Here is a 22,475-nt window from a genome sequence, read left to right on the forward strand (position 1 = left end):
GTTTGCTCACCGGGCTAGTCACGGTAGGGCTCCAGCACGATGTCGTGCTTGACCTGCACCAGCATCTTCTGCCCAGGCTTGGTGGTAATAGTCGGGCGGATGTTCTGATTGCGGTTCAGCATCGTCTGCGCCGTTTGCGCAGCGACCTGCCCGGCAGTATTGCCATACGTGGTGATGCCTGCAGGGCCCGCCGTCGTGGCCGTGGCCGTATCGTTAAAGCGCTGCTCCAGCACGCCGATAATCAGGGCACCGGTGAAAATCTTGAAGAAATGATTGTTGACGTCGCCGCTGATGCCGGCGTAGCCGTTCGGGTCAGCTCCGCCCATGCCGAGCAACGGCACCCACTTGCCGTTGGGCAGTTGCATACGCACGAAGGCTGCCAGGATGCGCTCCTGCCCGATGGCGATGTCGCTGCTGTACGTGCCGACCAGCGTCGATCCTGCCGGAATCGCTTTGCAGGTGCCGTTGACCGTGTCATACACATCATTGCTGACGGTCGCGCGGAATTCGCCCGGCTTGTCCGAGTTCAGGCCACCCACGAAAGTAGCTGGAATGACGAAACCCTGGCTCACCGTGCACGGCGCGAGCTTGCCGGCGAAGCCGGTGCGGGTAAAGGTCGTCGCCGCCGCGCCGCGCAGGAATTGCTTGTCGCTCGACTGAGGGCCGGGATCGGCGCCGCCCGTGGCACCCGCGGCGCCCGTGCCAGCCACACCAGCCACGCCAGCCGCATAGGCCCCGCCACCGCCCATGCCCGCAACGGCGGCCTGCTGCTGAGCCCGCATCTGCGCCGGGTCGATCACGCCGCTCATATCCGGCTGCCGCCTGCCCGAATCGCGACGCATGGCCTTGCCATCCGACTTGAAGATGGGCGAATTCATGATGGTATTCATGTCGTTCGCCTTCGCCAGCTCGCCAGAAGGCGCGGTCGTGGACTGCTGCACGAAGTCCTTCGCCGTCATGACCGGCACCTTGCCGGTCGGCTCAGGCGTGCCGCCGTCGGCCACTTGCTGTGCCGCGAGCCTCCGCGCGTCCTCCTGCTGCTGTCGGATCAGCTGATCCAGCCCGCCGTTGTCCGGGTTGCTGGTGCGCTCCTGCAGCTTCTTGGCCTTCTTCTCTTCGGCTTCCTTGGCCAGGTCCGACTCCATGCCGCTCTGGTAGAAGTAGCCGAGCGTGCCCACCACGACCGCGGCCACCACGCCGAGGGTCACGACGATGTTGCGCGGCACTTTGCCACTGGTGAGGCGCTCTTGCGCGTCGGAGACGTCAGTCACGGGCTGTTGCTTCACGGGATGCGCCTCGCTCAGAACACGCCCAGGAAGCGCCGCCGGCCGCGCTGTACGGTCACTTCGGTATCGCCTGAGCGCAGTGCCACCTCCTCGGCCAGACGCTGCAGCACGAGGAAGTCACCGCGCCGAATGAAGTTCGCCACCACGTAGTCGCTGCCGTCCTTGACCAGCGCCACCGGCCAGTCAGCCGTCTTCGGCATCCGCATCCAGATCGCCTTGCCGTCATCGAACACGGTCTCTGGCTTGAAGTTCGCGCTACCCGACACGCCATAGTCGAAGTTCAGCTTGTCCGGAGACACGGCCACCGCATCGGGCATGGGAGCACCGGCTTCACGCTCGTCCTGCGCCTGATCGGCGCGAGCCTTCGCCTTGGCGCCAAACGGCTGTTGCACCCGGAAGCGCACCTTCTGATAGAAGATGCCGCCCAAGGGCGAGGACACCAGCGTGAATTCGTAGCTGCGCTTGTTGGTGTTGACTGACAGCGTGTTGACCAGCCCGGACCCACTCGGCTTCACGTAAATGTGATTGGCGCCGTCGGTCTCGAAGCTCCAGCGAATGTTCTCGCCCCAGGCAGGCTCGCCAACAATCTGCTCGTCGGCACCAAACTCGATCGTGGTGACCTTGAGCGGCGCGGTCAGCACGCGGAAGATCTGGTCTGCGCTGTAGGGGAAGACCACCAGGCGCGAATCGCCGGGCAACGCCACCGGCTCGACCCCACCATTAAACGGGTTCATCGGGTTCATTGCATCGGCCATGTCGCCAATGCCGAGCATCGGCAACGGCGGCGGGGCCTTGCGCGAGGGCTTGTCGGCCGAAAAGCCCGGGCCTGCCGACAGCATGAGGCAAAGGGCGGCAGTGAGGCCAACGACAGTAAGTTTGGGACGCAGGGATTGGGACATGGCTTCGGTGGCGAACGCAGACGGCGACTCAGCCGGCTGACTTCTGGATGCTGAAGAACACGGGATAGATGCCAAACGGATTCGAGCTCAGTGCGGCGTCACTCTTCGGCGGGTCAATCTGATAACGGAAGGTCATCGCGTAGCGCTGCTTGCGCGGCTTCGAGCCTTCGTCGCGGGTAGAGGTGACGAACTCCACCGCCACGGTGTTATCCGGCAGCAAGGCGATGTTGGTGACCTGGACCTCGCGCACCAGCGATGGGCTTTGGGCGATGGCTCGAAACGGCGCGTCTTCGGCCAGCCAGTCCTCGAACTGCTTGCGCGCCGCACCCACCATCTGCTTCTTCACGCCATTGATGTTCTGGAAGATGCGGGAGTTCTCGATCTCCGGCGTGAGTACCGGCTCGATGGTGAACATGCGCGTGACCACGTCGCGGAAGGCGACCTGGATCTCCAGCGCCTTGGGCTGGTAGGCATCCAGTTCACGCGCCAGCGGCTTGCCGTTCACATCCGCCGAGACGCCCACCACACGCACCACCGGCTCCGGCGGCTGGCGCGTCATCACCGCCGCCACCGCCACCAGCGCGGCCACAAGGGTCGCCAGCTTCCAGTGATTGCGCTCGACCACCACCCGGGCGGTGCGGTCGAACAGGAATTGCGTGACGTCCTCACCGGCATACATGCCCGGCGCGGGCGATAGGGCTTTCTTCGATTCGTTGCGGCGTGAGAACAGTGGCATGCGGCACCTGTTTGGATGCCGCCTATTGAACCAGCGAATCGGTACTCACTGCGCCGCGAAAGGTACGCGATTTTTGACAGCTTTTAATTTTTCTAACATCACTGGTGCTGTGGCTCCACGCCTGCCATCACCTGCTCCGATTTCGCTTGACCGTGGCATGCACTTCGGGCTGCGTTCACTGACCACCCCGAGCACATGAGTCCACCCTACTTGCAGTAACGCGTGCGAATTCGCTCTGTTATCGCTAGTAGGGTGGACTCATGTGCTCGCCCCCTATCTGTCAGGGGCGGCCTCTGCAGTGCGATCCTGGAATTCTTTGAAAGCTCACGAAAATCGCATATTTCTTGGCCGCACACGCGCGCGCCGAACGAGAACAATAGCGGCATGTCTGCACCTGCCGCCCCCTCCCCCCTGCAATTCGACCAGCTCGAAGCGAGCGCGGTCGCGATGTTCTTCGAGGCGCTTGGTCCCATCAAGAACTATGTCGAAGCGCCGGACATTGCCGAGGTCATGATCAACCACGCCGAAAGCGTCTGGATTGAGCGCCACGGCGAACTGCTCCAGCTCGATATCCGGCTCGATCCGGCCATGCTCGAAGGCGCGGTGCGGGCGCTGGCCGCCTCGGTGCAGAAGTCAGCGGTGCGCGGCACCGACCAGGGCATCATCAACGCCGGCTACAAGGGCATGCGGATTGCTGCCGTCATGCAGCCCACCGCCATGGACGGCAACGCGCTCAGTATCCGTCGCCATCGCGAGAAGAACCTGTCGCTGGCGGATTATGTGGCGATGGGCGCGTTCTCCGCGCGCGTGGCACGCAACACCGCCGACGACAAACCGATCTTTGACGGTCCGGTGGAGGACGAATCGCTCAAGGCCGCGCTCACCCAACTCGTCGTGCAGCGCAAGAACATCCTGGTCGCCGGCGGCACATCGTCGGGTAAGACGACGCTCCTGAATGCGCTGGTGGCCGAGATCCCCCACAGCGAGCGCGTGCTGTCCATCGAGGACACGATGGAACTGAAGCTGGCGGTGCCCAACAAAGTGCGCCTGCTGTCTAACGCCGACACCCGCGTGACCACCCAGCAGCTGGTCGCCCTGTCGCTGCGCTTTCGCCCCGATCGCATCCTCGTTGGCGAGGTGCGCGGCGGCGAGGCCTTCGACCTGCTGCAAGCGCTCAACACCGGCCATGACGGCGGCATGGCCTCGCTGCACGCCAACAACGCCCGCTCGGCCCTGTCGCGGCTGGAGAGCCTGGCGATGCTCGGCATCCCGGCCGGCTCCCGCTGGGAGCTGGACGATATGCGCAAGCTCATCGCCGAATGCTTCCACTACGTCCTGCACCTGCGCCGCACCGGCGAGATGCGGCACGTCTCGGAAATCCTGGAAATCCAGGGCTTCAAGAACAACGACTACGTCGTCAATCGCGTTTTCTAACCGGAGTTCAACCACCCATGTTCCGCCCCAATCCGCAACCGCGCCTGCCACTCGACGCCGCACGTACCCATAGCCAGCGCACTGCCCTGCTGTTGGGCGCGGCGATGCTGCTGTGCGCGCAGAGCGCCTTCGCTGCCGATCTCGGCATGTTCAGCGGCCTGACCAACATGATCTGCTCGATAATGGCACTGGTCAGCGGTCCCGTCATCTTCGTGATTGGCGTGGTGGTCATCATCCTGGGCGCGATCGGCATTGCCAACTCCGAATCGACCATCGTGAAAGTCGTCATGACGGCCATCGTTGGCATCGGGATCGCAGCGGCCGCCATCCCGATCGCCAAGAACATGGGCCTCGCCGCGTACTGCTGATCGACCATGCGCCAGCACGCCGTCAGCCGCTCGCTCTCCCTGCCCCGCATGCTCGGCGGTGCCGTGCGCGGGCTCGCCATTGCCAACGGAACCATCACCGCCCTGCTGTGCTACGCCACCTACTCGGGCGGCATCTGGACGGTGGGCGGCTTCTTCCTGTTCGGCCTGTGCGTCCATCTCTTCCTGCGCTGGCTCACCACCAGCGACCCGTGGTGGAACCTCGTGCTGAACGTCTACAACCACTACGGCGATGTGTACGAGTCGACGCCGTGGCATGGCAAATTCAGCCCGCGCTTTCGGCGCCCCTACGGTTTCGATAGCGACCTGCCATGCTGACACGCCGCCCCATGCAAGAAATCGCACCGTGGATGACGCTCGTCACCCCCGATCTGGTGCTCAACAAGGACGGCTCGCTGCTGGCCACCTACGTGTTCGACGGCATCGATGCGGACAGCCCCAACAAGCACGACGTGTCCTCGGCCCGCGACCAGCTCGACCAGGCCTGTCGCAGCTTTGACAGCCGCGTGACCGCATGGTGGCGCCTGCGCCATCGCCGCACCCGCGAGTACATCGGGGGCAGCTTCCCCGCGGCTTCCGACGCCCGGCTCGACGCGCTCAACCGGGCGAACATGGCCAGCGGCAAGTACTTCCAGAACTCGCATTCGCTCGCCCTGGCCTACACGCCGGAGAACGGCATCGACAAGGTGTTCGAGCGCATGGCCTATCACATGACGGTCGGAGCCAAGAACTTCGCCGTGGCCGCCTTCGAGACCGCCAAGGACGTGCTGTTGGCCCGCAACGCCTTCGCCTTCGACCTGCAGCGCACCGAAGCCGACGCCAAGCGCTTTGAGTCGATGCTCGATGCCTTCGCGGGCGGTGCGACCCGACTCGGCCTGTCGCGACTGTCGATGCAGGACAGCCTCGCAGCCCTGCACCAGACCGCCAATCCGACCGTGCCGCCGCGCCGCGTGCGCTTCCCGGTGACGCTGCTGGACTCGCATCTGACCGAATCGGAGGTGACCGGCGGCTCCGACAAACTGCTGTTCGAATCAGCCCACGGCAAACGCTATGCCGCCATCGTGGCCGTCAAGGAATGGATGGGCTTTCAGGAAGCGGCGCTCGACGTGCTCACGCAACTCGACGTCGAACTGGACATTTGCATTCTCTATCGCTTCCTCGACACCCATAAGGCCACCAACTACATCGAGAAGATCCGCCGCTTCTACAAGATGGCGAGCTTCAACCTCTGGTCGATCGTCAAGCAGATGGCCGCGAAGGAGGAAGCGGAGAACGACGAGGGCCGCCAGCAGTTGGCTGCGGAAGCGGGCGACGCGCTGCGCCGCCTCACCGCCGAAGGCCAGCAACACGGCTTCGTCAACATCTCCGTGATCGTCTACGGCGACACCGAAGCCGAGTGCGAGGATGCCGTCAGCGAGGTGGTGGGCGCCATCACCAACGCGGGGTTCGGCCCGATCCGCGAGAAGGCCAACCTGCTGCCGGCCTGGAACAGCACCCTGCCCGGCCGTTGGGACAAGCAGCGCCGCCTGCAGTTCGTGGAAACACCGGCCGTCTCCGACATTGCCCCGCTGCGCTCGGTGCGCCCTGGTCCGACCCGCAACAACTGGCTCACCAACCTGTCGGGGGTGGAGACGCCGCCGCTGACCTGCCTGCCGACCCGCCATCGCACCGCGCAACGGGTAGACCTGCACCAGCCCGGTGGCAACGGCCACCTGCTCGTGCTGGGGCCCATTGGTGCTGGCAAGTCAGTCATGCTCAACTTCCTCGTCACCCAGGCGGGCCGCCAGGGCGCGCGGCGCATCCGCTTCGACAAGGACCGCTCGACCCGGATACCGACGCTGCTGGCGGGCGGCAAGTTCGTTGACGTGACCGGCCGCTTCCAGGGCGCCACGCAGACCAATCCGCTGTCGCTGCTGGGCAACCCGGACAACCACGCCTACGTTACCGACTGGCTGGTGCTCGCCATCGAGGACGACGATTTCCGGGTCACGCCGCAGCAGCGCACCGACCTCCATCAGGCCGTGCAGATCCTGTCGCGCTTCCCGCGGGAGCGCTGGACGCTGTCGAATCTGTGCACGCAGTTGCACGCTTCGCTGCGAGAGCGGCTGCAAATCTGGGTACAGGGCGGACAGTACGGACACTTCTTCGATCACGTCGAGGATGCCTTCGAAGTCAGTGATGACCTGTCGATCGAAATGGGCGACCTGTTCAGCAACTTCCCGCGCGCGGCGGCCCTCTTCATGGACTATGCGTTCTACCGCATCAGCCAGTCGATGGGGGGCACGCGCTACACCATCATCGAGGTGGAGGAAGCCGGCTTCTTCTTCACCAATCCGCGCTTCTACGCCCGGCTGGAAACCTGGATCGTGACGATCCGAAAGCTTAACGGCGCGATCTGGATGGCGACGCAGTCCCTGCAGCAAGTTGCCCGCGTGGCCGACTTCGAGATCCTCAAGGACAACATCGCCAACATCCTCTACCTGCCCAACAGCCAGGCCGTCACCAGCAAGGATCTGTACTGCGACGTGTTCGGCCTCACCGTCGACCAGGTGAAGCTGATTGCCGAGGCCGTGCCGAACCGGGACTACTACTGGACCACCAAGACCCAGAGCCGGATGCTGCAAACCGCGTTCAACAAGGAAATGGTCGCCATGCTGCGCTCGGACGGCTACGCGCAGGAAGTGCTCGATCGCCACTACGCCTCCGGGCATCCCGAGTGGCAAGACCGGTACGTGCGCGAAGTGCTGGCGCGTGCCTAACGAATCCCCTCCCCCACTATTAGGAACCGTCTTATGAAGAAAGCTCTCGCCGGCGCACTGGCTTCGGCAACGTTCATGGCATCGTCGCTCGCCCACGCCAGCGGCTGGCCGGTGTTCGACGCGGCCAACTTCGTCAAGAATACGATGACCGCCGCGCAGGCTCTCAAAACAGAGATCTACGAGAACACGAACATCGTCTACCAGAACAAGATGATGCTCAACCAGCTCCAGCAAGCGGTTGGCCTCGACGTTGTGGCGATGGCCAAGCAGGCAGAGGGCATCCAGGAAGACATCGCAAAGTATCAGCGCTACGGCAAGACACTGAAGGACCTGTATGGAAGCGTTGCCGACACGGCCGACTTCCTATCCAACGTGCAGGGTCTGATGGCAACTTCCGGCAAGTCGCCCGACCAGTGGTTCCGCGACCAGCGCACGCTGCTCGAAACCGGCGACAAGACGGCCAAGCGCCTGTTTGGGCTCGGCCAGGCCGTGGCCAGTAACAACCAGAAGCTCGCCAAGCGCCGGCGCGACCTGCAGTCCGACCTGGAACTGAACCAGACTGCGCAGGCCACGGCGCAACTCACTAACCAGATGCTCGATGTCATGGCCGGGCAGAACGCCGACCTGTTGCAGCTCATCGGCGCGAAGACGGAAGCCGATGCGGTCAAGGATCAGAGAGCCAATACGCAGGAAACCGAGCGCAACGACTCCGGCGAGAAACTCCAGCGCGACCGCGAGGTCCAGCTGCGTGAACTGGAAAACCGTGTCTTCGGCAAGCGCTGAGGCCGGCACCATGTCGATGAAGCATGTTCTGCGCACACTGCTGGCCTGCCTGTTTGCCTGGTGGCTGGTATCGCACGGCGCGTTCGCCGAAACCGGCACCTCTGGGTCAGACGCGACTCGAGGGCTAAAGAACGCGATCGATCAAACCACCAACATCACCAGCGGACTGATTGGTTCCGCTATTGGTCTTAGCCACAAGGTGACCCCCGAGGCCAACAAGCTGGCCTTCGCCCTCGCCGTCATTACGCTGACCCTGGCCAGCATCCGTTTCATGGGCGCGATGCACCCGATCGGCGCGTGGGTCAATCTGATTGAGACGTTGTCTATCGTCGGCATATTTGCAGCCATCTATCTCGGCTACGACAGCTTTGCCACGGGCCTGTATGAGTGGTTCAGAGCCCTGGCCGCCAGCCTTAGCGGCGATGACAAACTGAGCATCGCCAGCACGCTGGCGACGACCGCCGGCAAGCTGTGGGCTGCCGTCGGGCGTGTGGTCCTGGCCGGTGAGCTTCTGCAGGGCATCGTGACCGCCCTAGTTCTCTTCTTCGCCTTCGTGGTCGTGGCACTGACGGCCTTCGTGTACGCCTTCTTCATGATGCTCGGTGAAATCCAGGTCGCCATCGGCATCGTCCTGGGCCCGATCGCCGTCGCGCTGGCGCTCTCCGACTACACGCGCCGCTACTTCATGTCCTGGCTCGACTTCATGATCGGCAGCTGCATGTATGTCGTGATCGCCGCGGTCCTCGCCAACCTTATCGGCGGCACCATGGAGCCGAGTCTGAGCAAGATGAACAATATCGGTACCGATACCGTCGCAGCGGCTGCCTACGCGCTTGGGATCGCAATCATGCTCTTCATGGTATCGCTGGAGATTCCGAAGCTGGCCGGGGCCGTGTTCGGCAGTGGCGCCGGCGCATCCGGCAGCGGGCCGCTGACCGCTGCGGGGAAGGGCGCATGGAAACTCGGCGCAAAACTGGCGGGCAAATAATGAACCAGCACCTCCCCCAGGATGCCGAAACACTGCTCGCCTCCCACAGCCAGCGCATCGCCCTGATCCGCCAATACGCCAACGAGGCCAACCCAGCCGACTTCGAGGCAAAGTGGCTCGCGGTGCTGCGCGCATGCGCAAACTGGTTCTCGACCATGCCGCTGCAGCCCGAGCAGCACGCGGAGCCGGGCGGTGCGTTCCGCGCCACGGTTGAAGTGGCCTACTTCGCCATGCGCCTGTCGGGCGGGCAGAAATTCGCCGCCGACCAGCCCTCGGAGCGTCGCCGCCGGCTTGAGCCGCAGTACCTGTACGCGCTGTTTCTGGCCGCCTGCTGTTCGTGGCTCGATGAACCATGCCGGCACTTCCATTTCGTGCGCGATGATACCGGCGAGCAGTGGATGCCCGCCGCGCACGGCGCGTTTCAGCCGTGGCTCGATGGAAATCCCTACCGCGTGATCCGGCTGGTATCCGCGCTGCCGGTGGAGCGCATGCGCAGCGCCCTGCTGGCCCGCTCGATCCTTGGCGCCGAGTCGCTGTCGTGGCTGGAAGGCCCGGTGCTGTCGGAACTCTTCGGCGCCATCAACCCGGCCCCGATGCCGAGCGGATTCGAGGCGCAGCTGCACAAGATCGTGCGCCAGGCCGTTGCCGCCGCCCGCGACTACGAGCAGAAGGCACGCCGGGCCGTCTTCGCCCCCGACCCCACCACCCCGCCGTCGGCCGAGCAGCTCGCCGCCGCACCCATGCCTGGGGCGCAGACGGCAAGCGCCAAGGCCGTCGCCACCGCGCAGGCCCCGGAGTCCGTCGCGCCGACCCTGAGCGCAGCGGCGGGCGCAGCCGCCCTGTTCCAGCCCGCCGCCCCGGCCGTGCCGGCTGCCGAACCTGCAGTCGCGAGCCCGCCGGCAGCCGCTGCACACGCCGCACCGCCGGCTGCGCCAGTTCCAGCACCGAGCACGTCCGCACCGCCCGCCATCGACGCCGCCGCGCTTGGCCGATCCCGCCGCGATACACCCGATCCGTTCACCGTGTTGCTGGGCGGCTCGCGCATGATGAGCGAGTTCTTTCGCGCGCTCGCCCAGGACGTGACGGCGGGCAAGGTCAAGGTCGCTTGGGGCCAAAAGGGCCTCGTGCTGCCCAAGAAGATGATCGGCAACTACGGCATCGCCAGCGACACCTTGATCGACAACCTGCGCAAGCTGTCGCTGCTGTACGGCGTCGAAGGGCCCGACCTGGTCCTCACCGAGCGTATCGGTGCGCTGATCCTGCCCCGCCCCAACACCCCGGCCTGATCCCATGGTTCGCTATATCAATCACTTCCGCCCGATGTTCGAGGCACGCGCCGCTGCCGGCTGGGCGCTGGGCCTGGTGCTGATCGCTGCTTCGGGCATGCCGCACGCGGGCTACTTCGCCGCGCTATGCGCTGTCATGCTGCTGCTGCGTGGCACCCAGGTATGGCGGGCGCTGGCTTTCCGCATGGCGATATCCACGAAGTGGCTCGCCAAGATCCGCATAGACCAGTTACTCGGAGAGAGCGCCAAGCTGCGCAAGAGCGACGACGCCATGTACCTCGGAACAGGCTTCGAATGGACACAGAAGCATTGCCAGATCGCACACGACATTCTGCGCATGCCCTCCACCGAGATTCCGGGCCTGCCGCGCTGGCTGCCCACGCCAGTTGCCAGGGCCATCGAAGCCAGGTTCGGCCCCGCCCATAGCATTCGCGACCTGACGCCGCAGGGTCAGTCCTGGATTCACGGCATGGAACCGACGAAGGTTCGCGTGCCGTTGCACTACAAGGCGCTCGGCGGCCACACGGCCGTTGGCGGCACCACCGGCGCGGGCAAGACCCGTACCTATGAGGTCATCGCGACGCAGGTGATCCATAACGCCGAAGACGTTTTGATCATCATCGACCCGAAGAACGACCGCGACCTAAAGGACCGCGTCAAGAGGGAGTGCGAACGCACTGGACGCAAGTTCCTGTACTGGAAGCAGGCCGCCCCGTCCGAGTCGATCCGCTTGAATCCGCTGGAAAACTGGTCGCAGCCATCCGAAATCCCCAGCCGCATCGCGCAGCTGATGGAAGAAGGCCCATTCCGCGACTTCGCCTTCCTCTTCATCGACCGTGCGGTCAAGGGCGAGCTGTATGTGGGCGACAAGCCCAACCTGCGCTCGATCCTCAACTACGCCCAATCCGGCATCAACAGCCTGCTGGAGCGCTGCCTGAAGCGGTTCTTCCCCGAAGCCGGCATGGCCGACTGGGAAGACGAGGTCAACGGCTTTATGCAGAAGCTTGGCCAGACGAAAGGCGCGACGCTGCTCGACGGTATGGTGCAGCTCTACCTGCAGCGCTTTGCCAACGTCGGGCGCGGCCACGAATCGCTCGATGGCCTGGTCTCGACCTTCACGCACGACCGCGAGCACTACATGCGCATCATCGCGTCGGCGCTGCCGCTGCTGCAGATGCTGGCGACCGGCGAGACCGGCCTGATGCTCGCACCGAAGGCCGACGACTTCGAGGACGACCGGGAGATCTGGAACATCGACAAGATCATCAAGCAGAAGGCGGTGCTGTGCGTCGGGCTCGATTCCATGTCCAACAGCATCGTCGCCAAGGCCATCGCCTCGATGATCCTGTCCGATATCGCATCGGTGGCCGGCACCATCTACAACTTCTATGACAAGCCTCCCGGCGTCGTGCTCATCATCGACGAGGTCGCCGAGGCCATCAACGAGCAGGTGATCCAGATTCTCAACAAGGGGCGCGGTGCGGGCTTCAAGGCGTTCGTCGCATTCCAGAGCCGGTCGGATTTGGAGGCCAAACTCGGTAACGCAGCAAAAATGCTGCAGGTTTTGGCGAACTTAAACAACCAGATCATCTTACGATTGGAGGACACCGACACGGCGCAGTGGTTCTCCGACAAGGTGGGCGAAACCGGCATCACCAACATCGTCCAATCCAGCACCACCAGCACCGGCAGCGAGGCCCATGTGGGCGAGTTCAGCGGGTCGGTGTCCCGTTCACGGCAACTGGAGAAGGTGCCCCTGATTCCCGTCCGGCTGATTACCCAGTTGCCCAACCTCCAATATTTCCTGCGCGTCTCCGGTGGCGCCGTCTACCAGGGTCGCATTCCCATCATCGAAGGATAAGTTTCACATGACCAGCCTGTTTCGCCAGATCGTCAAGGAGCACAAGCTCTCGGCCAAGCTGTCGCCCGTCTTCATCTGCTTTCCCGAGCTCGACGACGTCTGCACGCGGCTTGTGGACTTCATCGGCCTGAACTTCATCGTGCGCGACGAGCCGCTGGTGAAGGAGATGCTGGTGGACGCCCTGGCCGGCTTCAAGGCCGATCGCAAGGAAGGCCAGGCCAACGTCGCCTTCATGCGCGGCCTGTTCGGGCGTGCGCATGAACTGTATGCCAAGCGTTACGCCGCCTTCAAGGGCGAGAAGTACGTCGTCTGGGCGCCGTTCCTGGAACCGATCCCGCTATTCGAAGCACGGCAGGCACCCGGCTATGTGTGCCGCATGGTCGATGAGCCCTGCCCCGAGCCCATCACGCCGCGCAGCGCCGCATTCCAGCTCGCCGCCCGTGTCCTCAGGGGACCGACCTTCCGCCGCTACTTCGAGGAGTACGATGCCACTAGCCAGCTCGGTCATTGCTAAGCTCGCCCGCGTCGCGCCGGACCAGGTTGCCGACATGCGCGCATGGGTGCGTGCCAACGAACCCGACGCGGAGGCGCCGGCGCAGTTTGCCCAGGGCCGTCAGGCATTCGCGATGGCACTGGTGAAGCTCGAACAGACCCGTCCCGCCCAGTTCTGGGGCGGCCTGCTCGCCTTCATCGCCATCCCGTGCCTCGCCCTCCATTCGCTGCTGCGCTGATATGTCGAACAGTCGATTCGTTTCCCACCTGCGCCTGTGGCTGATTGTCACGCCCGTGCTGCTGGCCACGCTCGCGCCGATGCTGCCCGATGACGGGCACTTCGAGGTCGACGCGGCCGAACTGGCCTCGGTCGAAGCGTTGTTCGGAGAGGACGGGGCCGACCACCTTGCCAGCCGCGCCAACGAGCGGTTCCGGGAATGGTTTGTCGACTCCGGGGCGATCCGCCGCTCCTACGCCGGCTCGGCCAATCAGTCCCTCATCACCGATGGTGGCACTGCCGGCATTGCCTCGGCGTGGCTGCGACATCTCTGGATGGAGCTGTACCGCGCCATCTACCGAGCCACGGTCGCCGGCAACTGGACATGGGGGGCGCTTTTCTTCGTGGCCGCCATGCTCAACGACGGCGCGGTGCAGCGGCGTATCCGGGCCGCCGCGGCCGGGGTTGCAAGCCCCTTGGGATTCCACCTTGCCGCGCACGGTTTGCTGCTTTCGTTTGGCGTCTGCGCTTCGGCCCTGCTGCTGCCGGTGTCGCTGCCGGCCGGCGTCTGGACAATGGCCGCCGCCTGCGTCGGTGCCCTGGCCTGGCGCCTGGCCGCCTCGTTCCATGTGAACCGGTAGCTGGATTCACCCTCACCACAACCTCAAGCATTCAACGCGGATCACCCCACGTACGGGAGTCCATTCAGGAGAAAACCGCATGACCACCACCACCGACACCAACGCCGTTGCCACCATCCAGGACGACGTACTGCTTGCTGCCGAGCCTGCCACCCTGGCCGTCGCCGCCCCCGGCGTTACCGACGGTGCTGACGATGGCTCGCTCGAGCGCGAACTGCTGGAGATGGATGCGGCGGCGGAGACGCTGCGCAAGGAGGGCCTGATCTCGCCGGCGGAGGCCGAAGAGAAGAAAGCGGAGGTCGCCAATACCCGCAAGCGCTTCCGCGAGCTGAAGCCGGAGGATCGCGCAGCGATCATTCGCCGCCGCCGCGAGATCGGTGTCCAGATCCTGACGCGCCAACTCGCCGGCGCCGCGGTGGTGCCGGTCGCCATCAAGCTGAACCACACCCGCCTGCGCCCGTTGTTCGAACAATGGTGGCCGTTCATGAACCGCATGAGCATCAACCTGCAACGCTTTGGCGGCGCCACGTACAGCAAGGCCGAGCTGGCTACCGTCGAAGCGTATTTCGAGAGCGCCCTCTCGCGGCTGGAGGACTACGTCGACGAGCAGCTGCGCGTGGCCGAGGCGCTGCGCACCCAGCGCGAATCCGAGATGCGCGCGAAGAACGACATTGTGTTCGAGCCGTCGGTCACCCTGCCGTCGTTGAACCTGACGGTCGAAGCCTACTCCCGCTTCTCGATGCGCGTGCTGGGCGTGCTGGCAAAGTTCGACCGCACGATGGATCAGTTCGACTTCATGGTGTGGAATGGCATCCGTGACCAGACCGATATCAACGACGAGGTGGCGCGCTTCCTGCGCACCTTCCACCCGCTCGGCCTGCGCAGCTACATGACCCACCTGAAGCTGATGACGACCGTTCGAGGCGTCTGAACTGGCTGGCCGGTCATCCTATGGTCGGTCACTCCTCTGCAACATCTACCGATTTACTGGATAGGAACATGAAAGATGCTTGGGTCAAGTTTGAAATCGATCTGAACTCCTTCGGCGAAGGCCTCGTGATCGCACATGACGAGGCCACTGGGGACCTGGTCATCCGCGACGCCAACGGCATCCATTGGTGGGGCGTCGAGGACCATATCGAGCTCATCGAACAACCGACTGCACGCGCCGTCAATGCTTGAGGAACTGAATCCGGCCCAGCGTGAAGTGGTGCAACTGCGGCGGCACTGCGTCGCTATAGCGTGCCCGGGCGCTGGCAAAACGAAAACCATTGCCACCAAGGCCGCGATGTTGCTGGCTGAACCCAATGCCACGGTGGGCGCGGTGACCTTCAGCAAGGATGCGGCAGTTGAATTACGAGACCGTATTGCTACGCTGGCCGGCGCTGGCGCCAAGAGGCGCCTCTTGGCCGGGACGTTCCATTCACTCGCTTATAAGCAACTCAGCGGCGGTGTTGATAGTCGGCGCGACATTGCCACGGACGGCGATCGCATTGGATTGCTAACGCAGGCGCTTTCGGACGCCGGGTTGGACTGGAAGGTTGAGGACGCTATTACCGCGATCGAAGCCATCAAGACGAACTTTGGCCATGTACAGGCGGGCACGGCCGAGGAAGCCCTGTATCGCGCTTACCAGGACTCGCTGGAGCGCAATGGGAAAATTGACTTCCAGGACATGCTCAGGCTCGCTGTTGAGGGGATGCAACAGGGCACGATCGCACCATACCCCGTTACATATCTGCTCGTTGATGAGTTCCAGGACACCGACCCATTGCAATACCAATGGATTGCGCTGCATGCTCAGGCCGGCACGATCGTGACTGTCGTTGGCGACGACGATCAAAGCATCTATGGATTCCGCTCGGCGCTTGGATTTCGGGGAATGGAGTCGTTCATCCGGCAATTTGACGCGCAGCCGGTTGTGCTCGGCAACAACTATCGCTGCCACGCTGAAATCCTTGACGCGGCCGACAAGATCATCCGAAACAACCGAGATCGGATTCCGAAGTCGCTCGTGGCACACAAGGGCCCCGGCGGCGAGGTGAAGTTCCAGCGATTCCCGGACGAATACGTGGAGGCCGTCGCCGCCATCGAACACCTCGCGCCAGCCGTCCGCAATGGCCAGTCCGCGGCAATTCTGGCACGCACAAACCGCATCCTCGATCCGGTCGAGGCGGTTTGTCGCTCCCACGGCATTAAGTACTACCGGGCATCTGGCAAGTCGATCCTGAGCCGACCGGAAGGCGCCCTCATGTGCAATCTCCTCGAACTGATCCAGAAAACGAAGGCAACCGGGATCGACGCCCTGCTTTCGTTTGTTGGAATCGGCACGCAGGAGCTTCGGCTACTTCACAGTAAAAGTCGGGCTACCACCGAGCAGCGCCAGAAGAAGGACCTGGTCGCCCTGGGTCTGTCAGAACCATCAGCTGACAAGTACCGCGAGTTGATGAAGCGGTTGGCGGAATGGCGTGCCTTGGGCGACCGGCAGTTCTTCTCGCTGGTTCTGGAAGGCGTGCGCGAGTGGATGATGCTGCATGCTGAGGCTGACCAGGCACGACGTGCCATCACAACGACCTACGACGTGCTATCCCGCTTGAATGGCCCCTTCTCCGAGCGGCTCGAGTTCCTGCGACGGGACAACAACGAGCCGGCGCCTGACGCCGTGGTGCTAACGACGATGCACAGTTCGAAGGGCCTCGAGTGGGATCGGGTCTGGATCATCAGAGCGGAGGAAACAGTCGTTCCCGACGAGAAAAGCACTGAGTCGGAGGAGCGGCGCCTTTTCTATGTAGCGATGACGAGGGCGCGGGACGACTTGCGTTTGTCCACGGCGAAAAAGAACCCCACTTCCCGATTCGTGCTTGAAGCTGGATTTGGCTGACGTGGTTGGTCGCTAGCCTTCCGACAGTAGCGGAGGTCGCTTGCGAATCCGTTGTTGAGGCAGTTCCGACGACGACGGCTTAATGCCTTTTCGTCCACAGCGCCCGCAAGCCAGGCAGGAATTGCTGCCTTCTCAGGCTGGAGAGGATGACTGTTGGGATTTCATGCGCCCGAACACGAATTGGCCCAAATACCAGGCCAAATCCGGATTTGCCAAGATGACCTCTTCCGGCACAGCCGACGGCTCCAGTTTCATCCGCCTCAGCACGAGTTTGCCTTCCCTCGAGGCAATCCATGTGCGAACAAGCTCTCGGCGTACTTTGGCATCCGATGCCGCGAAGTATGCCCGCCCTTGCTGCGATTCGTCGTTCATGCGAGCGCGAGCCTCGTCGTCCCGCGAGGCAACGCTGCGCTCCACAGTTGTCTTGACTGCTATCTTCGCGGCCTCCTTCTCCGATTCCTCGGTGAGCAGCTTCGTCTGGACCTGGACCATCGTGCGTTCGGCATCCGACATCCGCCAGTTGTCGCGCAGTGCCTTCATCAGATACCCGGCAGGACTCTTCTTTACTTGACCGCGATTAATTTTGAAGCGAGTGTATTCGATCGCCTGCAGAATGCGGTCGTCGCTCCACGTGTCGCGGTTCTCTGAGATCTCAGTGAACTGCCGTGTGGAGAGATTGAACTCTTCCTTCAAAGTCTTGTAGATCTGACTGGCATCAGAGAGGCTGGCCATTACGGCGTCAGCAGTGTCCTTCCGTTTGAGTAGGAACCGAATCCGGTCGACTTTCTTCGATGAGGTGGATTCGGTCCTGGTTTCATACGACAAGTCGATGTCCGATATCTCATTTATTTCACGAACCGCCGGCTCAAGCCAGTCGCGCTTGAAGTACTTATAGATGGTGGCATTCGCCCCCATCTTTCCCGGCCAGGTTCGCATCTCTTCGAGCTTGATCCACTCTGTACGCCCGTCAGGCACACTTGGTAGAACCTTGTCATAGATTGCGCGCGCGAGGCTGCGGGTAAATGCTGTGGAAATTCGAAGGCTGAGCCAGTGAGACTTTCGCGGGTCTCGGATGTGTGGAATCAAGCTGTGATGCACATCGAAACGTACGCGACCGCGGTGCATTGCCACCATACCTATCAGCTGAACCTGAACCCAGATATCGTCTTCATTCGGATCACGGTCTGCTGGTGTATTAGTGACACGGACTTTCGCGTTCTGTGCCTCGTCCGCGATGCTACGCAGATGCTTCAGGTTGCGGCTGTCATAGCGCATCAACCATTTGAAGTAATTCAGCTCAACATCGTATTGGTCACGAGCTTCCGGCTCTTGCGCGACAATGAAATACGCGGCATCGAGGAACCGTCGTGCCGCCAACCCCATGTTAACGATTTCCGTGAAGAAGTTGTTGCGCTGATAGCCGATTTCTCGGTTGGCCTCGTTGATTGGCATACCGAGGTCAAACATGTCCTCGAACAACGCGAGCGCCATTTGGCGGGGCGTTGTCCTCGCTTTGGCCTCCACCGGATTGTCCGTCTCCATACTCGTCTTCCCGCTCTTTTTGTGCTCGGGCACTCTAGCATGTGATGGTGAGGTTCTGTCAACACAATGAACCTCACCTTTGACGAACCACCTAGGTCCACCCAAGGGGTGCGCACAACGAACCTCACCTAGCGCACAACGAACCTCACCTTCAGCGGCAACCATTTCATTCAGAGCGTTGTCTAGCTTGGGCAACCGGGATTTTTGCAGACGTCACGCACAATGCACCTCACCTTCTTGGTATGAGCACAATGACCCTCACCTTGTTGCGAGGCAGATCTCACCTTGTCTACACAGTAAACCGCACCCTTGCAGCACAGCAAACCTCACCTCTGACACAATGAACTTCACCTTTTGACGCTTAAGTCCTTGAAAAACAAGGAATTCTGTTTTCTCTGTTTGTAGGTTAGGTGGTTTACTTCAAAAAAAAACTAACCAACACTGGCGCGATCAGAGCAGCCACGAGTAAGAGCTGCCGCTGATCGTTCAGCAACAGGCTGGCCATTGTGAACCCGCTTCCTGGGATGTAGTTGCTCAGCTCGGTTCAGGCGCAGAAGCGAGACCAAGCGCTCTACAGGGGGAACCAGACGAAGCGCTCTCGCAGAGAGGACGAGAACGTGGCAAGGACAGGACCTAGCATTTTCCTGGCTCACTAGGATGGTAAGGTGGATTGTGCAGGATTTAGGGTGAGGGTCCTTTTTCCCGCCTCGACTTGCGCGCTTCTGTTCGCACAATAGACCTCACCAGCGCCCGCCGCGGGATCGAGCCCCCAAGGGGGTGTTGAAACTGTTGTCCCGGGGTCCGTCGTCGCACTTCTCCCCGCCCCTCTTGGCGAAGCGCGGCCCGCATTGTAGGTGAGGTCCATTGTGCAGATGGAAATGGGGCCGAACGCGAGCACAACGAACCTCACCTTGACCAAGCCCCCCTTGCTGAACATGGTCTAAGCGCCAAGCGAAGGTGAGGTCAATTGTGTAGGAACGAGGGAGCGCTTCCTTCTGCACTACCCAAGAGCCTCTCATGACAAGGCGAAGGTGAGGTTGATTGTGTCGATATCGGAATGTGGAACGTCCGAGATCTGCTGAATGACACAAGCGACCTCACCTTGTGGGTAGGCCATGTGATGCACAGTGTCGAAGGTGAGGTCATTTGTGCCGCTTTTTGGGGACCGGGTCCAGCGAGCGGAAGGAATGCCGCGCGCAGATGTACGCGCTATGACCCCAAAGGCCCACGACAGTAGCCTAAAATTTAGGCAAAACTGTTGTTTTCGATGAGTCTTTGCTTAAAAAACAGCGGTTTATGAGCCGAGGTTCAAGTATTTCCTGTATTCTGAACTTTCTCGAATTTTCCGGAAAAACCTCAGAATGGTGAGAACGAGCCAACTTCCTGCAGTCGATCGAACTGTACCGCTTGAGCAGATATCCCAGTTCGCAGAAAAGGTCACCATTTTTACGGATGAGCTTCGCGAGACGATTCTCGCACCGCGACCGAGAAAGACTGCTCCCATATTCAAGACAGGGGAGATTGCGGAGATGTGCAACATCTCCCACTCCCAGGTTCAATACCTCGCGACGAAGGGTGATGGGGAATTGCCCCCCGGTACTGCTGCCGGTACCGGGCGTACTAGGACCTTCACGCTGGAAGAAGCTCGCATCTGGGTTCAGAAGGTCTCGGACATTTACCAGACGCCCCTGGTCACTGGAACGCGACAGCCGGAAGGGAAAATAGTCATTACCGCACAGCTCAAAGGTGGCTCGGCGAAGACCACCACGACGATGTGTCTTGCCCAGGGGCTGACATTGCGCGGCCGAAAAGTTCTTGTGGTCGATCTTGACCCTCAAGCTTCCCTCTCGGAACTCTGTGGCTTGTATGCCGAAAAAGACGTCACGCCGGAAGACACTATCCTGCCGTATATCTATGACCAACAGATCGAGGGTGGACTGGAGGCACGCGTGCAGTCAACTTACTGGGATGGCCTTGACATTATTCCAGCGCACACTGAATTGATTGGGGCAGAGTTCCATCTGCCCGCCATGCAGAAGATGACGCCGGGCTTTCGTTTCTGGACCGTACTGCGGCAGGGGCTGGAGCCGCTGCGAAAACGTTACGACTACATCCTTATGGATACGTCGCCGTCCCTTTCGTATCTCAACCTGAATGCCCTGCTGGCTGCGGACGCGATGGTCATGCCGATGGTCCCCGAGAACCTGGACTTCATCAGCTCGCTGTCATTCTGGCGTCTGTTTTCAGACGTCTCGAAGAGCTTCATCAAGTATGAAGCGGACAAGAAATACGACTTCGTTTCGTTGTTGCTCTCGAAGGTCGACTATGGGCGCACCTCGTCAGCTCCCATCGTTCGTGCCTGGGCGCAGAGCGCTTACGAGAGCTGGCTGCATTCGATTGAAGTGCCAGCGAGTTCGGTGATGAGCACCGGGGCTCTGGCGTTCTCGACGGTCTTTGACGTGAGTAGCACCCATAGCGCAGCCAAGTCGCTGCAACGAGTGCGTCAGCCGATTGTCGATTACTGCCGATGGTTGGATGAAATCTATGCTGAAAAGTGGAGGAACGCGCAATGAGCAACATGCGGGAACAGCTCTTGGCCAAAACGGCCAGCATCCGGAAGACCTCGGCTATTCAGCAGGACGAGGTCAAGCGTAACGACCGGACGCAGACCGCGCCGGGGCTCGCTGGAGCATTGGCCGTGGCGCAGATCCGTGTCCAGGAGTTGGAGGCGGCCGGCGTTCCTTCGCAACTCGGTGTTGGGGATATCGTGCCGAATCCTTGGCAACCGCGACGGGTTTTCAACGAATCCAAACTGTCGGAACTTGCGGAATCGATTCGTGAAGTGGGGCTGATGCAGCCCATCGTGGTGCGTCGCGCGGAAGTTGGCTACCAAATCGTGGCGGGTGAACGCCGGTGGCGTGCTCACAAAATGGTGGGGCTCGACGCCATCAAAGCGGTGGTCGTGGAGTGTTCAGATGCCGATATGGCGGTGCTCGCGATGGTGGAAAATATCAGCCGCGATGACCTGTCCGACTATGAAATTGCCCTGTCCATCCGGCAGACTGAGAAGGAGTTTCCCTCGCGTGTACGGCTCGCTGAGGCGCTTGGTCTGTCCAAGAGTGGGCTCTATCGTTTCCTGAGCTTCGGGCAATTGCCGGACTTCGTGTTGCAGGACCTCGACCTTCAGCCGCGTCTGCTCGGCGGGAGTGCCGCGGAAGCTATCGTGACAACGATCCGGAAATATGGCGAGGCCGGGAACGATGCCGCGAAGGAGATCTGGCCACTTGTTGCATCAGGCAAGCTGGAGCAAGGGAAAGCCGCTGGCGCTATTAAGGCACTTGCGACCCGACGCGCTTCGGTTTCAAACGCAGCGAGTGAGCGAAGCATTGACAAATTTTTCTCGGGCAAGGAACAAGCAGGCTCGATTACGAAGGATGTCAACGGCTTCACGGTAAAGATTAAGGTTGGAGTGCTAACCGCTGCCCTAGAGACGCAGATTCGAGAGCTGATTAGCGAGACGTTCCATCACCAGCCCAAGTAGGGTTTCCTAGCCGTACATGGCCCGCCTCGAGCGGGCTTTTTTTTGTTCTAGTTGACGTCAACTATTGCGGTAGCTAGCGGGCTCAAGGAAAGGCGCTGGAGCCGCCTTGCACCGTCCTACGCACCAGCCTGCTTGCAACTGACCTAAGTTGCGACGGATCCGGCGCGGCTCGCCAGTGTTTCCAAGGACGGGCCTTATTCAGGACGCCTTTCCCAAGCTGGGACGCACCAGTGCCAATCGCGGACCTTCTCGCAGTAGGACGGTCCCACATGCGGCACCAAGGCCTTCACAGGTTGCGGCAGTGGTAGACGAGGGTCGTCAAGTTTCTCAAGTTCGGACGGTCGAGGTGAGGGCCGCCGATGTTCCCCAAGGACGGGGCGCCACATGCATCGCGACCTTCCCAAGTTGGGACGCCGCAGTGGCAATCGCCGATCGTTCCACGGTAGGCCGGTGCCTGGTGTGGCTCGAAGACCTTCCCAAGTTGGGACGGTCCGGGGCGGCAAGCCGACGTTTCCCAAGGACGGCGGCACCGGCATCCCGACCGTCCCAAGTTGGGACGCCTCGGTGCCAATCGCCAACCGTTCCACGGTAGGCCGGTGCCAGGTGCGGATCGAAGACCTTCCCAAGTTGGGACGCTCCGGGGCGGGAAGCCGACCTTTCCCAATGACGGCGGCACCGGCAGGCCAACCGTCCCAAGTTGGGACGCCTCGGTGCCAATCGCCAACCGTTCCACGGTAGGCCGG

Annotated in this window: 20 protein-coding genes; 16 read left to right on the forward strand and 4 right to left on the reverse strand. The window is 61.9% G+C overall.

What is annotated here, in order from left to right; all coding sequences use genetic code 11:
* Positions 1 to 14: 14 nt before the first annotated feature.
* Genes AC1Q6V_RS32980 through AC1Q6V_RS32990 form a run of 3 tightly spaced genes read right to left on the reverse strand, consistent with a single transcriptional unit; the run spans position 15 to position 2,921 of the window.
* Positions 15 to 1,271: a TraB/TrbI/VirB10 family type IV secretion system protein gene (locus tag AC1Q6V_RS32980; RefSeq protein WP_284495102.1), complete on the reverse strand. Its 1,257-nt coding sequence runs from the start codon at positions 1,269 to 1,271 to the stop codon at positions 15 to 17.
* A gap of 29 nt (positions 1,272 to 1,300) precedes the next feature.
* Positions 1,301 to 2,185: a TrbG/VirB9 family P-type conjugative transfer protein gene (locus AC1Q6V_RS32985; protein WP_284495103.1), complete on the reverse strand. Its 885-nt coding sequence runs from the start codon at positions 2,183 to 2,185 to the stop codon at positions 1,301 to 1,303.
* Positions 2,186 to 2,213: 28 nt separating this feature from the next.
* On the reverse strand, positions 2,214 to 2,921 hold the full coding sequence (locus tag AC1Q6V_RS32990; RefSeq protein WP_284495104.1) for a VirB8 family type IV secretion system protein: 708 nt from the start codon (positions 2,919 to 2,921) through the stop codon (positions 2,214 to 2,216).
* A gap of 384 nt (positions 2,922 to 3,305) precedes the next feature.
* Here AC1Q6V_RS32990 and AC1Q6V_RS32995 point away from each other — a divergent pair, with 384 nt between their 5' ends.
* The 14 genes from AC1Q6V_RS32995 to AC1Q6V_RS33060 all read left to right on the forward strand — a co-directional run bounded on the left by AC1Q6V_RS32995 (position 3,306) and on the right by AC1Q6V_RS33060 (position 16,649).
* Positions 3,306 to 4,355 carry a TadA family conjugal transfer-associated ATPase gene (locus AC1Q6V_RS32995; protein WP_284495105.1) on the forward strand — a complete coding sequence of 350 codons (1,050 nt, stop codon included), beginning with the start codon at positions 3,306 to 3,308 and terminating at the stop codon, positions 4,353 to 4,355.
* Positions 4,356 to 4,372: 17 nt separating this feature from the next.
* Entirely contained in the window at positions 4,373 to 4,723 is a 351-nt protein-coding gene (locus tag AC1Q6V_RS33000) for a TrbC/VirB2 family protein (RefSeq protein ID WP_284495106.1), read from the forward strand.
* 6 nt (positions 4,724 to 4,729) lie between these two features.
* Complete coding sequence (locus AC1Q6V_RS33005; RefSeq protein ID WP_284495107.1) at positions 4,730 to 5,059, forward strand: conjugal transfer protein; 330 nt, start codon at positions 4,730 to 4,732, stop codon at positions 5,057 to 5,059.
* Positions 5,053 to 7,500, forward strand: a complete 2,448-nt coding sequence (locus AC1Q6V_RS33010) for a VirB4 family type IV secretion system protein (protein WP_492344768.1) — start codon at positions 5,053 to 5,055, stop codon at positions 7,498 to 7,500. The genes AC1Q6V_RS33005 and AC1Q6V_RS33010 overlap by 7 nt, the downstream gene beginning before the upstream one ends.
* Positions 7,501 to 7,575: 75 nt before the next feature.
* Positions 7,576 to 8,283 (forward strand): conjugal transfer protein TrbJ, encoded by a 708-nt coding sequence (locus AC1Q6V_RS33015; protein WP_492344767.1) that lies wholly within the window; start codon positions 7,576 to 7,578, stop codon positions 8,281 to 8,283.
* Positions 8,249 to 9,271, forward strand: a complete 1,023-nt coding sequence (locus tag AC1Q6V_RS33020; RefSeq protein WP_284495110.1) for a TrbL/VirB6 family protein — start codon at positions 8,249 to 8,251, stop codon at positions 9,269 to 9,271. The genes AC1Q6V_RS33015 and AC1Q6V_RS33020 overlap by 35 nt, the downstream gene beginning before the upstream one ends.
* Positions 9,271 to 10,557: a TraI domain-containing protein gene (locus tag AC1Q6V_RS33025; RefSeq protein ID WP_284495111.1), complete on the forward strand. Its 1,287-nt coding sequence runs from the start codon at positions 9,271 to 9,273 to the stop codon at positions 10,555 to 10,557. Before AC1Q6V_RS33020 ends, AC1Q6V_RS33025 begins: the two co-directional genes overlap by 1 nt.
* 4 nt (positions 10,558 to 10,561) lie before the next feature.
* Positions 10,562 to 12,418 (forward strand): conjugative transfer system coupling protein TraD, encoded by a 1,857-nt coding sequence (traD, locus tag AC1Q6V_RS33030; protein ID WP_284495112.1) that lies wholly within the window; start codon positions 10,562 to 10,564, stop codon positions 12,416 to 12,418.
* A gap of 7 nt (positions 12,419 to 12,425) precedes the next feature.
* Complete coding sequence (locus tag AC1Q6V_RS33035; protein ID WP_284495113.1) at positions 12,426 to 12,932, forward strand: hypothetical protein; 507 nt, start codon at positions 12,426 to 12,428, stop codon at positions 12,930 to 12,932.
* Complete coding sequence (locus AC1Q6V_RS33040) at positions 12,904 to 13,149, forward strand: hypothetical protein (RefSeq protein ID WP_284495114.1); 246 nt, start codon at positions 12,904 to 12,906, stop codon at positions 13,147 to 13,149. Before AC1Q6V_RS33035 ends, AC1Q6V_RS33040 begins: the two co-directional genes overlap by 29 nt.
* 1 nt (position 13,150) lies before the next feature.
* Complete coding sequence (locus AC1Q6V_RS33045) at positions 13,151 to 13,768, forward strand: IncC plasmid conjugative DNA transfer DtrJ family protein (protein ID WP_284495115.1); 618 nt, start codon at positions 13,151 to 13,153, stop codon at positions 13,766 to 13,768.
* 79 nt (positions 13,769 to 13,847) lie between these two features.
* On the forward strand, positions 13,848 to 14,699 hold the full coding sequence (locus AC1Q6V_RS33050) for an ATPase (protein ID WP_284495116.1): 852 nt from the start codon (positions 13,848 to 13,850) through the stop codon (positions 14,697 to 14,699).
* Positions 14,700 to 14,767: 68 nt separating this feature from the next.
* Positions 14,768 to 14,950 (forward strand): hypothetical protein, encoded by a 183-nt coding sequence (locus tag AC1Q6V_RS33055; RefSeq protein WP_284495117.1) that lies wholly within the window; start codon positions 14,768 to 14,770, stop codon positions 14,948 to 14,950.
* Positions 14,943 to 16,649, forward strand: a complete 1,707-nt coding sequence (locus tag AC1Q6V_RS33060) for an ATP-dependent helicase (protein ID WP_284495118.1) — start codon at positions 14,943 to 14,945, stop codon at positions 16,647 to 16,649. Before AC1Q6V_RS33055 ends, AC1Q6V_RS33060 begins: the two co-directional genes overlap by 8 nt.
* Positions 16,650 to 16,781: 132 nt before the next feature.
* Here AC1Q6V_RS33060 and AC1Q6V_RS33065 read toward each other — a convergent pair whose 3' ends face one another.
* Complete coding sequence (locus AC1Q6V_RS33065; RefSeq protein WP_284495119.1) at positions 16,782 to 18,191, reverse strand: replication initiation protein; 1,410 nt, start codon at positions 18,189 to 18,191, stop codon at positions 16,782 to 16,784.
* Between the two features lie 1,361 nt (positions 18,192 to 19,552).
* Here AC1Q6V_RS33065 and AC1Q6V_RS33070 point away from each other — a divergent pair.
* Both AC1Q6V_RS33070 and AC1Q6V_RS33075 read left to right on the forward strand, forming a co-directional pair.
* Entirely contained in the window at positions 19,553 to 20,764 is a 1,212-nt protein-coding gene (locus AC1Q6V_RS33070; RefSeq protein ID WP_284495120.1) for a ParA family protein, read from the forward strand.
* On the forward strand, positions 20,761 to 21,732 hold the full coding sequence (locus AC1Q6V_RS33075) for a ParB/RepB/Spo0J family partition protein (RefSeq protein ID WP_284495121.1): 972 nt from the start codon (positions 20,761 to 20,763) through the stop codon (positions 21,730 to 21,732). The genes AC1Q6V_RS33070 and AC1Q6V_RS33075 overlap by 4 nt, the downstream gene beginning before the upstream one ends.
* The last annotated feature ends 743 nt before the right edge of the window (positions 21,733 to 22,475 follow it).

It is taken from the genome of Cupriavidus sp. GW823-FHT07B10 (genome assembly GCF_058794355.1).

What these genes read in the sequence shown, in the direction of transcription:
- AC1Q6V_RS33010 (WP_492344768.1), top strand. Translation starts at nt 5,053, where the DNA reads ATGCTGACACGCCGCCCCATGCAAGAAATCGCACCGTGGATGACGCTC.
- AC1Q6V_RS33070 (WP_284495120.1), top strand. Translation starts at nt 19,553, where the DNA reads ATGGTGAGAACGAGCCAACTTCCTGCAGTCGATCGAACTGTACCGCTT.
- AC1Q6V_RS33065 (WP_284495119.1), bottom strand. Translation starts at nt 18,191, where the DNA reads ATGGAGACGGACAATCCGGTGGAGGCCAAAGCGAGGACAACGCCCCGC.
- AC1Q6V_RS32995 (WP_284495105.1), top strand. Translation starts at nt 3,306, where the DNA reads ATGTCTGCACCTGCCGCCCCCTCCCCCCTGCAATTCGACCAGCTCGAA.
- AC1Q6V_RS33005 (WP_284495107.1), top strand. Translation starts at nt 4,730, where the DNA reads ATGCGCCAGCACGCCGTCAGCCGCTCGCTCTCCCTGCCCCGCATGCTC.
- AC1Q6V_RS33025 (WP_284495111.1), top strand. Translation starts at nt 9,271, where the DNA reads ATGAACCAGCACCTCCCCCAGGATGCCGAAACACTGCTCGCCTCCCAC.
- AC1Q6V_RS32990 (WP_284495104.1), bottom strand. Translation starts at nt 2,921, where the DNA reads ATGCCACTGTTCTCACGCCGCAACGAATCGAAGAAAGCCCTATCGCCC.
- AC1Q6V_RS32985 (WP_284495103.1), bottom strand. Translation starts at nt 2,185, where the DNA reads ATGTCCCAATCCCTGCGTCCCAAACTTACTGTCGTTGGCCTCACTGCC.
- AC1Q6V_RS33040 (WP_284495114.1), top strand. Translation starts at nt 12,904, where the DNA reads ATGCCACTAGCCAGCTCGGTCATTGCTAAGCTCGCCCGCGTCGCGCCG.
- AC1Q6V_RS33055 (WP_284495117.1), top strand. Translation starts at nt 14,768, where the DNA reads ATGAAAGATGCTTGGGTCAAGTTTGAAATCGATCTGAACTCCTTCGGC.
- traD (WP_284495112.1), top strand. Translation starts at nt 10,562, where the DNA reads ATGGTTCGCTATATCAATCACTTCCGCCCGATGTTCGAGGCACGCGCC.
- AC1Q6V_RS33050 (WP_284495116.1), top strand. Translation starts at nt 13,848, where the DNA reads ATGACCACCACCACCGACACCAACGCCGTTGCCACCATCCAGGACGAC.
- AC1Q6V_RS33000 (WP_284495106.1), top strand. Translation starts at nt 4,373, where the DNA reads ATGTTCCGCCCCAATCCGCAACCGCGCCTGCCACTCGACGCCGCACGT.
- AC1Q6V_RS33060 (WP_284495118.1), top strand. Translation starts at nt 14,943, where the DNA reads ATGCTTGAGGAACTGAATCCGGCCCAGCGTGAAGTGGTGCAACTGCGG.
- AC1Q6V_RS33035 (WP_284495113.1), top strand. Translation starts at nt 12,426, where the DNA reads ATGACCAGCCTGTTTCGCCAGATCGTCAAGGAGCACAAGCTCTCGGCC.
- AC1Q6V_RS33015 (WP_492344767.1), top strand. Translation starts at nt 7,576, where the DNA reads ATGGCATCGTCGCTCGCCCACGCCAGCGGCTGGCCGGTGTTCGACGCG.
- AC1Q6V_RS33045 (WP_284495115.1), top strand. Translation starts at nt 13,151, where the DNA reads ATGTCGAACAGTCGATTCGTTTCCCACCTGCGCCTGTGGCTGATTGTC.
- AC1Q6V_RS33075 (WP_284495121.1), top strand. Translation starts at nt 20,761, where the DNA reads ATGAGCAACATGCGGGAACAGCTCTTGGCCAAAACGGCCAGCATCCGG.